The organism is Achromobacter veterisilvae (assembly GCF_900496975.1).
In the GTDB taxonomy this organism is placed as follows: domain Bacteria; phylum Pseudomonadota; class Gammaproteobacteria; order Burkholderiales; family Burkholderiaceae_B; genus Achromobacter; species Achromobacter veterisilvae.
Genome location: NZ_UFQC01000072.1, coordinates 1 through 12,455, shown reverse-complemented (window position 1 = coordinate 12,455; position 12,455 = coordinate 1). Strand labels below are relative to the sequence as shown.

The following is a 12,455-nucleotide window of genomic DNA, read 5'->3' as shown; positions in this document are numbered from 1 at the left end:
GTGACGATGACCGTCAAGCTGCTGGCCCCGATCGCCATGGAAGAAGGCCTGCGTTTCGCCATCCGTGAAGGCGGTCGTACCGTCGGCGCCGGCGTCGTCGCCAAGATCCTGAAGTAATCAATACCCCGATGGATAGAGTGGGCTTTTCGGTCCCTCTATCCATTGTCGCTGTAAAAGTAGTATGATGTATGGTTCCGCAAGCTATCGCGTGTAAGGCGGCAGCTAGCTGTGCTAGTGCAAGTGTAGTGTTTTAGGGGCATAGCTCAATTGGCAGAGCGTCGGTCTCCAAAACCGAAGGTTGTAGGTTCGATTCCTACTGCCCCTGCCACCGCCAGGATAAACCCGCGGGAGATCATCGCGAGTTACGCATTCACGGCGGCTCGCGTCGCAATATGTCTAATACCAGCGTAGAAACCGTAACCAGTACCGCCGACCGGGTGAAGCTCGGACTGGCGGTTCTTGTCGTTATTGCTGGCATCGTCGGGTTCTCCGTGCTCAGCGCGCAGCCGATGCCTGCCCGGGTCGGCGTGTTCGTCGGCGGCCTCGTGATCGCAGCCGTGATCGCCTGGTTCAGCGAGCCCGGCCGCCGGACCCTAAGCTTCGCCAGCGAGTCCTACAACGAAGTCAAGCGTGTCTCGTGGCCCACGCGCAAGGAAACGACCCAGATGACGGGCATCGTTTTCGCGTTTGTGGCGGTCATGGGCATTTTCATGTGGGTGCTCGACAAGGGCATCGAATGGATTCTTTACGGCCTGTTGCTGGGCTGGAAATAAGGACGGCGAATGAGTAAGCGTTGGTATGTCGTCCATGTGTACTCCGGCATGGAAAAAAGTGTTCACAAGGCCCTGATCGAGCGCATCGAGCGCGCGGCCTTGCAGACGTCTTTTGGCCGCATTCTTGTGCCCTCCGAAGAAGTCGTCGAGGTCAAGGGTGGCCAGAAGTCGATCACCGAACGCCGCATTTTCCCCGGTTATGTCCTGGTCGAAATGGACCTGACCGACGAAACGTGGCACCTGGTCAAGAACACCAACCGCGTCACCGGCTTTTTGGGTGGCTCGGGCAACCGTCCGACCCCGATTTCCGAAAAGGAAGTCGAGAAGATCCTCTCCCAGATGGAAGAGGGTGTCGAGAAACCCCGCCCCAAGATCCTGTTCGAAGTGGGCGAGATGGTTCGGGTCAAGGAAGGTCCGTTTGCGGACTTCAACGGCAACGTCGAAGAAGTCAATTACGAAAAGAGCAAGGTGCGCGTGTCTGTCACCATTTTTGGTCGCGCCACGCCCGTCGAGCTCGATTTCAGTCAGGTCGAAAAGACCTAATTTCAAACCCCGGGGAGCTTCGGGCCTGAACGGCACGGAGCGATATAACCCGCAAGGAGCAAAGCATGGCGAAGAAGATCGTCGGCTTTATCAAGCTGCAAGTGCCGGCTGGTAAGGCTAACCCCTCCCCCCCGATTGGCCCGGCTCTGGGTCAGCGTGGCCTGAACATCATGGAATTCTGCAAGGCGTTCAACGCCAAGACCCAGGGCATGGAGCCCGGTCTGCCGATTCCGGTGGTGATCACCGCCTTCGCGGACAAGAGCTTCACCTTCATCATGAAGACCCCGCCCGCGACGGTCCTCATCAAGAAGGCCGCCGGCGTGCAAAAGGGTTCGGCCAAGCCGCACACCGACAAGGTCGGCACGCTGACCCGCGCTCAAGCTGAAGAGATCGCCAAGGCCAAGGGCCCCGATCTGACCGCCGCTGATCTGGATGCCGCCGTGCGTACGATCGCTGGCAGCGCCCGCAGCATGGGCATCACGGTTGAGGGGATCTAATCATGGCAAAACTGTCCAAGCGCGCCGCAAGCATTGCGCAGAAGATCGACCGCACGAAGCTGTACCCGGTCGCTGAAGCCCTGACCCTGGTCAAGGAAACCGCCGTCGCCAAGTTCAATGAATCCATTGACGTGGCCGTGCAACTCGGCATCGACCCGAAGAAGTCGGACCAACTGGTCCGCGGTTCGGTCGTGCTGCCCGCCGGCACCGGCAAGTCGGTCCGCGTCGCCGTGTTCGCCCAAGGCGACAAGGCTGAAGCCGCCAAGGCCGCCGGCGCCGACATCGTGGGTCTGGACGACCTGGCCGACAGCATCAAGGCCGGTCAAATGGACTTCGACGTGGTCATCGCCTCGCCCGACACGATGCGTGTCGTGGGTGCCCTGGGCCAGATCCTGGGTCCCCGTGGCCTGATGCCGAACCCGAAGGTCGGCACCGTGACCCCCGACGTCGCCACCGCCGTCAAGAACGCCAAGGCCGGTCAGGTTCAGTACCGCACCGACAAGGCCGGCATCATCCACGCAACGATCGGCCGCGCGTCGTTCGGCGTGGAACAACTGCAAACCAACCTGGCCGCTCTGGTCGACGCCCTGCAAAAGGCCCGTCCCGCAGCCGCCAAGGGCATTTACCTGCGCAAGCTGGCCGTCTCGTCCACGATGGGCGGCGGTGCGCGCGTGGAAATTGCCTCGCTGTCGGCCTGAGCCCGACAGTAGTAAACGTACTTTGGGCCGCATCCGGATTTTTCCGGATGCTGCTGTCAAAGACCGCTGGAGCAGGGTAGTAAGCGTCTCGCTTTTCTGTAAGGAAGGCAGTCCCCGCTGCCCCGCTTAATCCCGAAGCTCGCATAGTTCGGATCCAGCGTAGACGGCGTCCCCAGGAAGATTTCTTTACACGAAGAACTCGACCAGGCGCCGCATTCGGTTGACGCGCAAGGCATTCGCCCCAAGCGTCTTTTGATGGAGTGTTCAAACCGTGAGTCTCAATCGTCAAGAGAAAGCGGTGGTGATCGAGGAAGTCTCGGCTGAAGTTGCCAAGGCCCAATCGATCGTTATCGCCGAGTACCGTGGTCTGGACGTCGCCTCTGTCACCGTACTGCGCAAAACTGCGCGTGAATCGGGCGTGTATCTGCGTGTTCTGAAGAACTCGCTGGCCCGTCGTGCTGTTGCCGGCACGGCTTTCGAGCCGTTGGCCGAGCAACTGACCGGTCCGCTGATCTATGGCATCAGCGCCGATCCGGTTACGGCGGCCAAGGTCCTCGCAGGTTTCGCGAAAAGCAACGACAAGCTGGTCATCAAGGCGGGCGCTCTGCCCAACAGCCTGCTGAACCAAGAAGGCGTGAAGGCCCTGGCCACCATGCCCTCCCGCGAAGAGTTGCTGTCGAAACTGCTGGGCACCATGCAAGCCCCCATCGCGCAATTCGTGCGTACGCTCAACGAAGTTCCGACCAAGTTCGCCCGTGGCCTCGCCGCCGTGCGCGACCAGAAGGCAGCGGCCTGATCGCCCTGCTGTCCGGAATTCGCTGAACGACCGAGCGACACCCAAACCCTGGCATTACCAAAATATTTGGAGTTCTGAAAAATGGCACTTAACAAAGCTGAAATCCTTGACGCCATCGCTGGCATGACCGTGCTCGAGCTGTCCGAGCTGATCAAGGAAATGGAAGAGAAGTTCGGCGTGTCGGCTGCTGCCGCCGCTGTCGCTGTCGCTGCTCCCGCCGCTGGTGGCGCCGCCGCCGCTGCTGAAGAGCAAACCGAGTTCACCGTCGTTCTGACCGAAGCTGGCGCCAACAAGGTTAGCGTCATCAAGGCCGTGCGCGAGCTGACCGGTCTGGGTCTGAAGGAAGCCAAGGACCTGGTCGACGGCGCTCCGAAGCCCGTCAAGGAAGCTGTGGCCAAGGCTGACGCCGAAGCCGCCAAGAAGAAGCTGGAAGAAGCTGGCGCCAAGGTCGAAGTCAAGTAAGACCTGCGTCAACTTGCCCGGGGACAGCGCAGTTTGCAGTCCCCGGGCTTTTGCGTTTCCAGGAAACCCCTACTGGGGGCATGCCCTTTCCAGGGGGGTTTCCTGGAGTCGTATCACCTGGGGCCGTGGTTGACGGCCCATGCAACCTCGAGTCGGAGTGCTCATGCCTTACTCGTACACCGAAAAAAAGCGCATCCGCAAAAGCTTCGCCAAGCGTGAAGACGTTCAAAACGTTCCCTTCCTGTTGGCGACACAGCTTCAATCCTACCTAACTTTCCTGCAGGCGGATACCGCCCCGTCCGATCGCGTAGCCGACGGTTTGCAGGCGGCGTTCTCGTCGATTTTCCCGATCGTTAGTCACAACGGTATGGCGCGCTTGGAGTTCGTGAGCTATGTGCTCGGCGAACCGGTGTTCGATGTCAAGGAATGTCAGCAACGTGGCCTGACCTATGCCTCGCCCCTGCGAGCCAAGGTCCGCCTGGTGCTGCTTGACCGCGAAGTCAGCAAGCCGACCGTGAAGGAAGTGAAGGAACAGGAAGTCTACATGGGCGAAATTCCGCTCATGACGGGCACGGGTTCCTTCGTCATCAACGGCACCGAGCGTGTCATCGTCTCGCAGCTTCACCGTTCGCCCGGCGTGTTCTTCGAGCACGACCGCGGCAAGACGCACAGCTCCGGCAAGCTCCTGTTCTCGGCCCGCGTGATTCCCTACCGCGGCTCGTGGCTGGACTTCGAATTCGATCCGAAGGACGTCCTGTTCTTCCGTGTCGACCGCCGCCGCAAGATGCCCGTCACGATTCTGTGCAAGGCCATCGGCATGACGCCGGAATCGATCCTGGCCAACTTCTTCGACTTCGACAACTTCGAACTGAAGAGCGAAGGCGCGATGATGGAATTCGTGCCCGAGCGCTGGAAGGGCGAAATGGCCCGTTTCGACATCTCCGACCGTTCCGGCAAGGTGATCGTCGAAAAGGACAAGCGCATCAACGCGAAGCACCTGCGCGATCTGGCTGCCGGCGGCATCCAGCGCATCTCCGTGCCGGAAGACTTCCTGTACGGCCGCGTGCTGGCCAAGAACATCGTCGACCCCGACACCGGCGAAGTCATCGCCAATGCCAACGACGAGATCACGGAAAGCGTGCTGGGCGCCCTGCGCGCCGCCAACGTGCACGACATCCAGGCGCTCTACACGAACGACCTGGACCGCGGTCCGTACATCTCGCAAACGCTGCGCACCGATGAGACCGCCGACCAGATGGCCGCGCGCGTCGCCATCTACCGCATGATGCGTCCTGGCGAGCCGCCCACCGAAGAAGCGGTGGAAGCGCTGTTCCAGCGCCTGTTCTACAGCGAAGAAACGTACGACCTGTCGCGCGTCGGCCGCATGAAGGTCAACAGCCGCCTCGGCCGTGGTGAAGACATCACCGGCCCGATGACGCTGACCAACGAAGACATCCTTGAAACCATCAAGGTGCTGGTCGAGCTGCGCAACGGCCGCGGCCAGATCGACGACATCGATCACTTGGGCAACCGCCGCGTGCGCTGCGTCGGCGAACTGGCCGAGAACCAGTTCCGCGCCGGCCTCGTGCGCGTCGAACGCGCCGTCAAGGAACGTCTGGGCCAGGCCGAGACGGAAAACCTGATGCCGCACGACCTGATCAACTCCAAGCCGATCTCGGCCGCCATCAAGGAGTTCTTCGGTTCGAGCCAGTTGTCGCAGTTCATGGACCAGACCAACCCGCTGTCGGAAATCACGCACAAGCGCCGCGTTTCCGCACTGGGCCCGGGCGGCCTGACCCGCGAGCGCGCCGGCTTCGAAGTCCGCGACGTGCACCCGACCCACTACGGCCGCGTCTGCCCGATCGAAACGCCGGAAGGCCCGAACATCGGCCTGATCAACTCCATGGCGCTGTACGCTCGCCTGAACGAGTACGGCTTCCTGGAAACGCCTTACCGCAAGATCATCGACGGCCGCGTCAGCGAGCAGATCGATTACCTGTCGGCCATCGAAGAAAGCCACTACGTCATCGCCCAGGCCAACGCGGCGCTGGACGAGGAAGGCCGTTTCGTGGACGACCTGGTCGCTTGCCGCGAAGCCGGCGAAACGATGTTGACCGCTCCGGCCAACGTGCACTACATGGACGTCGCCCCGTCGCAGATCGTGTCGGTCGCCGCCTCGCTGATTCCGTTCCTGGAACACGACGACGCGAACCGCGCGCTGATGGGCGCCAACATGCAGCGCCAGGCCGTGCCTTGCCTGCGTCCGGAAAAGCCGGTCGTGGGTACGGGCATCGAGCGCACCGTGGCCGTTGACTCGGGCACGACCGTGCAAGCCCTGCGTGGCGGCCTGGTCGACCACGTCGACGCCGAACGCGTCGTGATCCGCGTGAACGATGAAGAAAACGTCGCCGGCGAAGTCGGCGTCGACATCTACAACCTGATCAAGTACACGCGTTCCAACCAGAACACGAACATCAACCAGCGTCCCATCGTCAAGCGCGGCGACCGTGTCGCCAAGGGCGACGTGCTGGCCGACGGCGCATCGACGGACCTGGGCGAACTCGCCCTGGGCCAGAACATGCTGATCGCGTTCATGCCCTGGAACGGCTACAACTTCGAAGACTCGATCCTGATCTCCGAAAAGGTCGTGGCCGACGACCGCTACACCTCGGTGCACATCGAGGAACTGACGGTTGTTGCTCGCGACACCAAGCTCGGACCTGAAGAAATCACGCGCGACATCAGCAACCTGGCCGAGACGCAACTGAACCGCCTGGACGATTCGGGCATCACGTACATCGGCGCCGAAGTCAGCGCCGACGACGTGCTGGTCGGCAAGGTTACGCCCAAGGGCGAAACCCAACTGACGCCGGAAGAAAAGCTGCTGCGCGCCATCTTCGGCGAAAAGGCGTCCGACGTTAAGGACACCTCGCTGCGCGTGCCCTCGGGCATGACCGGCACCGTGATCGACGTGCAAGTGTTCACGCGCGAAGGCATCGTGCGCGACAAGCGCGCCCAGTCCATCATCGACGATGAACTGCGCCGCTATCGCCAGGACCTGAACGACCAGTTGCGCATCGTTGAAAACGACCAGTTCGACCGTATCGAAAAGATGCTGGTCAACAAGACCGTCAACGGCGGCCCGCGCAAGCTGGCCAAGGGTGCCACGATCACCAAGGCCTACCTGGCCGATCTGGACCGCTGGCAGTGGTTCGACATCCGTCTGGCCGACGAGCCGCACGCTGTCGTGCTGGAACAGGCCAAGGAATCGCTCGAGCAGAAGCGTCATCAGTTCGATCTGGCCTTCGAAGAGAAGCGCAAGAAGCTGACGCAGGGCGACGAGCTGCCCCCGGGCGTGCTGAAGATGATCAAGGTCTACCTGGCCGTGAAGCGTCGTCTGCAACCTGGCGACAAGATGGCGGGCCGCCACGGCAACAAGGGCGTGGTCTCGCGCATCACGCCGGTGGAAGACATGCCGCACATGGCTGACGGCACGCCGGCCGACATCGTTCTGAACCCGCTGGGCGTGCCCTCGCGGATGAACGTCGGCCAGGTGCTGGAAGTGCACTTGGGCTGGGCTGCCAAGGGCGTGGGCCACCGCATCGCCGACATGCTGCGCGACGAGCGCACCGCGCAGGTCAAGAACGTCCGCGCCTACCTGGACAAGGTCTACAACACGACCGGCACCGGCGCGCGCATCGACGAGCTGACCGACGACGAAGTCATGGAAATGGCCCAGAACCTCAAGAACGGCGTGCCGTTCGCGACGCCCGTCTTCGACGGCGCGACCGAAGAGGAAATCACCAAGATGCTGGAACTGGCCTATCCGGACGACGTCGCCAAGCGTATGGCCCTGACGCCGTCGCGCACGCAGGCGTGGCTGTTCGACGGCCGCACCGGCGAGCAGTTCGAGCGTCCCGTGACCGTCGGCTACATGCACTACCTGAAGCTGCACCACTTGGTCGACGACAAGATGCACGCGCGTTCGACCGGCCCGTACTCCCTGGTTACCCAGCAGCCGCTGGGCGGCAAGGCGCAGTTCGGCGGCCAGCGTTTCGGGGAAATGGAAGTGTGGGCGCTGGAAGCCTACGGCGCCGCCTACACCCTGCAGGAAATGCTGACGGTGAAGTCCGACGACATCACCGGCCGTACCAAGGTATACGAAAACATCGTCAAGGGCGACCACGTCATCGACGCCGGCATGCCGGAATCGTTCAACGTGCTGGTCAAGGAAATCCGCTCGTTGGCCCTGGACATGGATTTGGAGCGTAACTAATGAAAGCGCTACTCGACCTCTTTAAGCAAGTCTCGCAAGACGAGCAGTTCGATGCCATCAAGATCGGCATCGCCTCGCCCGAGAAGATCCGTTCGTGGTCTTACGGCGAAGTTCGCAAGCCCGAGACCATCAACTACCGCACGTTCAAGCCCGAGCGCGACGGCCTGTTCTGCTCCAAGATCTTCGGTCCCATCAAGGACTACGAGTGCTTGTGCGGCAAGTACAAGCGCCTGAAGCACCGTGGCGTGATCTGCGAAAAGTGCGGCGTCGAAGTCACCGTCGCCAAGGTTCGCCGTGAACGCATGGGCCACATCGAGCTGGCCAGCCCCGTCGCGCACATCTGGTTCCTGAAGAGCCTGCCGTCGCGTCTGGGCATGGTGCTCGACATGACCCTGCGCGACATCGAACGCGTGCTGTACTTCGAAGCCTGGTGCGTGATCGAGCCCGGCATGACGCCGCTCAAGCGCGGCCAGATCATGTCGGACGACGATTTCCTCGCCAAGACCGAAGAATACGGCGACGACTTCCGTGCCCTGATGGGCGCGGAAGCCGTGCGCGAACTGCTGCGCACCATCGACATCGACCGCGAAGTGGAAACGCTGCGCGGCGAACTGAAGGCCACCAGCTCGGAAGCCAAGATCAAGAAGATCTCCAAGCGCCTGAAGGTGCTGGAAGGCTTCCAGAAGTCGGGCATCAAGGCCGAGTGGATGGTCATGGAAGTGCTGCCCGTGCTGCCGCCGGACCTGCGTCCGCTGGTGCCGCTGGACGGCGGCCGCTTCGCGACCTCCGACCTGAACGACCTGTACCGCCGCGTCATCAACCGCAACAACCGCTTGAAGCGCCTGCTGGAGCTGAAGGCGCCGGAAATCATCCTGCGCAACGAAAAGCGGATGCTGCAGGAAGCCGTCGACTCGCTGCTGGACAACGGTCGCCGCGGCAAGGCCATGACGGGCGCCAACAAGCGCCAGCTCAAGTCCCTGGCCGACATGATCAAGGGCAAGAGCGGTCGTTTCCGTCAGAACCTGCTGGGCAAGCGCGTCGACTACTCGGGCCGTTCGGTCATCGTGGTGGGTCCGCAGCTCAAGCTGCACCAGTGCGGCCTGCCCAAGCTGATGGCCCTGGAACTGTTCAAGCCGTTCATCTTCAATCGTCTGGAGATGATGGGCCTGGCCACGACCATCAAGGCCGCCAAGAAGCTGGTGGAAAGCCAGGAACCGGTGGTCTGGGACATCCTGGAAGAAGTCATCCGCGAACACCCGGTCATGCTGAACCGTGCGCCCACGCTGCACCGTTTGGGCATCCAGGCGTTCGAGCCCGTCCTGATCGAAGGCAAGGCCATCCAGTTGCACCCGCTGGTTTGCGCGGCGTTCAACGCCGACTTCGACGGCGACCAGATGGCCGTCCACGTGCCGCTGTCGCTGGAAGCCCAGTTGGAAGCCCGCACGCTGATGCTGGCGTCCAACAACGTGCTGTTCCCGGCCAACGGCGAACCGTCGATCGTGCCGTCGCAGGATATCGTGCTGGGCCTGTACTACACGACCCGCGAGCGCGTCAACGGCAAGGGCGAAGGCATCTTCTTCATGGACGTCGCTGAAGTCCAGCGCGCCTATGACAACGGCGAAGTCGAGCTGCAAAGCCGCATCACCGTGCGCCTGAAGGAGCACGAGCGCGACGAGAACGGCGACTGGCAGCCGGTGATCCGCCGTCACGAGACGACGGTCGGCCGCGCGCTGCTGTCCGAGATCCTGCCCAAGGGCCTGCCCTTCACCGTCCTGAACAAGGCGCTGAAGAAGAAGGAAATCTCGCGCCTGATCAACCAGTCGTTCCGCCGTTGCGGCCTGCGCGACACGGTGATCTTCGCCGACAAGCTGATGCAGTCGGGCTTCCGCCTGGCTACCCGCGGCGGTATCTCGATCGCCATGGGCGACATGCTGATCCCGACCGCCAAGGAAGGCATCCTGGCCGAAGCCAGCCGCGAAGTGAAGGAAATCGACAAGCAGTACTCGTCGGGTCTGGTCACGTCCCAGGAACGCTACAACAACGTGGTGGACATCTGGGGCAAGGCCGGCGACAAGGTCGGCAAGGCGATGATGGAGCAACTGGCCACGGAACCCGTGACCAACCGCCATGGCGAGGAAGTGCGCCAGGAATCGTTCAACTCCATCTACATGATGGCTGACTCGGGCGCCCGCGGTTCGGCCGCCCAGATCCGCCAGTTGGCCGGTATGCGCGGCCTGATGGCCAAGCCGGACGGCTCCATTATCGAAACGCCGATTACCGCGAACTTCCGTGAAGGCCTGAACGTACTCCAGTACTTCATTTCGACTCACGGCGCGCGTAAGGGTCTGGCCGATACGGCACTGAAGACCGCCAACTCGGGTTACCTGACCCGCCGTCTGGTCGACGTGACGCAGGACCTGGTGATCACCGAGGACGATTGCGGCACTTCGCAGGGCTACAACATGAAAGCCCTGGTCGAAGGCGGCGAAGTCATCGAACCGTTGCGCGACCGCATCCTGGGCCGCGTCGCGGCCGTGGACATCGTCAACCCGGACACGCAGGAAACGGCCATCGTCGCCGGCACCCTGCTGGACGAAGACCTGGTCGACACCATCGACCGCATCGGCGTGGACGAAGTCAAGGTCCGCACCCCGCTGACCTGCGAAACGCGCCATGGCCTGTGCGCGCACTGCTACGGCCGCGACCTCGGCCGCGGCTCCTCGGTCAACCAGGGCGAAGCGGTCGGCGTCATCGCCGCCCAGTCCATCGGCGAACCGGGCACGCAGCTCACCATGCGTACGTTCCACATCGGCGGCGCGGCGTCGCGTTCGGCCCTGGCCAGCGCGGTGGAAACCAAGTCCAGCGGTACGGTCGGCTTCGCCAGCACGATGCGCTACGTCACCAACGCCAAGGGTGAACGCGTGGCCATCTCGCGCTCCGGCGAACTGGCGATCTTCGACGACAATGGCCGCGAACGCGAACGCCACAAGATCCCGTACGGCGCGACCGTGCTGGTGGGCGATGGCGAAGCCGTGAAGGCTGGCGCGCGCCTGGCGACGTGGGATCCGCTGACCCGTCCGATCGTGTCGGAATACGGCGGCGCCGTCCGCTTCGAGAACATCGAAGAAGGCGTGACCGTTGCCAAGCAGGTGGACGAAGTCACCGGCCTGTCGACGCTCGTCGTCATCACGCCGAAGACCCGTGGCGGCAAGATCGTCATGCGTCCGCAGATCAAGCTGGTCAACGAGAACGGCGAAGACGTCAAGATCGCCGGCACCGATCACTCGGTGAACATCTCGTTCCCGGTAGGCGCGCTGATCACGGTGCGCGACGGCCAGCAGGTTGCCGTGGGTGAAGTCCTGGCGCGTATTCCGCAGGAATCGCAAAAGACCCGCGACATTACCGGCGGTCTGCCGCGCGTGGCCGAGCTGTTCGAAGCCCGTTCGCCCAAGGATGCCGGCATGCTCGCCGACGTCACCGGCACGGTCTCGTTCGGCAAGGACACCAAGGGCAAGCAGCGCCTGGTCATCACCGACCTGGAAGGCGTCAGCCACGAGTTCCTGATTCCGAAGGAAAAGCAGGTGCTGGTGCACGACGGCCAAGTCGTGAACAAGGGCGAAATGATCGTGGACGGCCCGGCCGATCCCCACGACATCCTGCGCCTGCAAGGCATCGAGAAGCTGGCGACCTACATCGTCGACGAAGTGCAGGACGTGTACCGTCTGCAAGGCGTGAAGATCAACGACAAGCACATCGAAGTGATTGTTCGCCAGATGCTGCGCCGCGTGAACATCGTCGACGCGGGCGATACCGAGTTCATCCCGGGCGAGCAGGTCGAGCGCTCCGAGCTGTTGAACGAGAACGACCGCGTCACGGCTGAGGATCGCCGTCCGGCTTCCTACGAAAACGTGCTGCTGGGCATCACCAAGGCCTCGCTGTCGACCGACTCGTTCATCTCGGCCGCTTCGTTCCAGGAAACCACCCGGGTCCTGACCGAAGCCGCCATCATGGGCAAGCGCGACGACCTGCGCGGCTTGAAGGAAAACGTCATCGTCGGCCGCCTGATCCCGGCGGGTACCGGCCTGGCGTACCACCATGCCCGCAAGGACAAGGAAGCGCTGGAGGCGGCGGAACGCGAAGCCGCCCGCCAGCAGGCCAACCCGTTCGAAGACTCGCCGGTCACGGTGGGCTCGGATGCGGAGACGCCTGCCGCCGACCTGGGCGCCGAGGACTCCGCCGAATAAGCGGAATCCCCCGCGGGACTCCCACGCCGCCCGGCGCGGGGTCCCCGGAAGCAGAAAGGCCGCTGATGCAAATCAGCGGCCTTTTTTTTGATTCATTGAGCATTACCGGGGAAGGCGGCGCGGATTTTGAGGAAGAAGTATTCCTGGTCGCGGTAGCCGTAAGCGC

General features: G+C 62.6%; 9 protein-coding genes and 1 tRNA gene. All 10 read left to right on the top strand.

Features of this window, described 5'->3' with window-relative positions:
- The coding region (locus AVE30378_RS31750) for an EF-Tu C-terminal domain-related protein (protein ID WP_482757187.1) at positions 1 to 117 on the top strand (117 nt) is incomplete at its 5' end.
- 135 nt (positions 118 to 252) lie between these two features.
- Positions 253 to 328 (top strand) — tRNA-Trp (locus AVE30378_RS31745).
- A 64-nt stretch (positions 329 to 392) separates the two neighbouring features.
- Entirely contained in the window at positions 393 to 773 is a 381-nt protein-coding gene (gene secE, locus AVE30378_RS31740; protein ID WP_008157761.1) for a preprotein translocase subunit SecE, read from the top strand.
- Positions 774 to 782: 9 nt separating this feature from the next.
- Positions 783 to 1,316 (top strand): transcription termination/antitermination protein NusG, encoded by a 534-nt coding sequence (gene nusG, locus AVE30378_RS31735; protein ID WP_105555685.1) that lies wholly within the window; start codon positions 783 to 785, stop codon positions 1,314 to 1,316.
- A 65-nt stretch (positions 1,317 to 1,381) separates the two neighbouring features.
- The gene (rplK, locus tag AVE30378_RS31730) at positions 1,382 to 1,813 is read left to right on the top strand and encodes a 50S ribosomal protein L11 (RefSeq protein ID WP_006227005.1); all 432 of its coding nucleotides are present in this window, start codon (positions 1,382 to 1,384) and stop codon (positions 1,811 to 1,813) included.
- Between the two features lie 2 nt (positions 1,814 to 1,815).
- Positions 1,816 to 2,511 (top strand): 50S ribosomal protein L1, encoded by a 696-nt coding sequence (gene rplA, locus AVE30378_RS31725; protein ID WP_129247082.1) that lies wholly within the window; start codon positions 1,816 to 1,818, stop codon positions 2,509 to 2,511.
- 271 nt (positions 2,512 to 2,782) lie between these two features.
- Positions 2,783 to 3,307 (top strand): 50S ribosomal protein L10, encoded by a 525-nt coding sequence (gene rplJ, locus AVE30378_RS31720; protein ID WP_006389589.1) that lies wholly within the window; start codon positions 2,783 to 2,785, stop codon positions 3,305 to 3,307.
- An 81-nt stretch (positions 3,308 to 3,388) separates the two neighbouring features.
- The gene (gene rplL, locus AVE30378_RS31715) at positions 3,389 to 3,769 is read left to right on the top strand and encodes a 50S ribosomal protein L7/L12 (protein WP_013397031.1); all 381 of its coding nucleotides are present in this window, start codon (positions 3,389 to 3,391) and stop codon (positions 3,767 to 3,769) included.
- A 163-nt stretch (positions 3,770 to 3,932) separates the two neighbouring features.
- Complete coding sequence (rpoB, locus tag AVE30378_RS31710; RefSeq protein WP_129247080.1) at positions 3,933 to 8,045, top strand: DNA-directed RNA polymerase subunit beta; 4,113 nt, start codon at positions 3,933 to 3,935, stop codon at positions 8,043 to 8,045.
- Entirely contained in the window at positions 8,045 to 12,289 is a 4,245-nt protein-coding gene (gene rpoC, locus AVE30378_RS31705) for a DNA-directed RNA polymerase subunit beta' (RefSeq protein ID WP_129247078.1), read from the top strand. The genes rpoB and rpoC overlap by 1 nt, the downstream gene beginning before the upstream one ends.
- Positions 12,290 to 12,455 lie beyond the last annotated feature (166 nt).

What these genes read in the sequence shown, in the direction of transcription:
- rplK (WP_006227005.1), top strand. Translation starts at nt 1,382, where the DNA reads ATGGCGAAGAAGATCGTCGGCTTTATCAAGCTGCAAGTGCCGGCTGGT.
- rplL (WP_013397031.1), top strand. Translation starts at nt 3,389, where the DNA reads ATGGCACTTAACAAAGCTGAAATCCTTGACGCCATCGCTGGCATGACC.
- rplA (WP_129247082.1), top strand. Translation starts at nt 1,816, where the DNA reads ATGGCAAAACTGTCCAAGCGCGCCGCAAGCATTGCGCAGAAGATCGAC.
- secE (WP_008157761.1), top strand. Translation starts at nt 393, where the DNA reads ATGTCTAATACCAGCGTAGAAACCGTAACCAGTACCGCCGACCGGGTG.
- nusG (WP_105555685.1), top strand. Translation starts at nt 783, where the DNA reads ATGAGTAAGCGTTGGTATGTCGTCCATGTGTACTCCGGCATGGAAAAA.
- rpoC (WP_129247078.1), top strand. Translation starts at nt 8,045, where the DNA reads ATGAAAGCGCTACTCGACCTCTTTAAGCAAGTCTCGCAAGACGAGCAG.
- rpoB (WP_129247080.1), top strand. Translation starts at nt 3,933, where the DNA reads ATGCCTTACTCGTACACCGAAAAAAAGCGCATCCGCAAAAGCTTCGCC.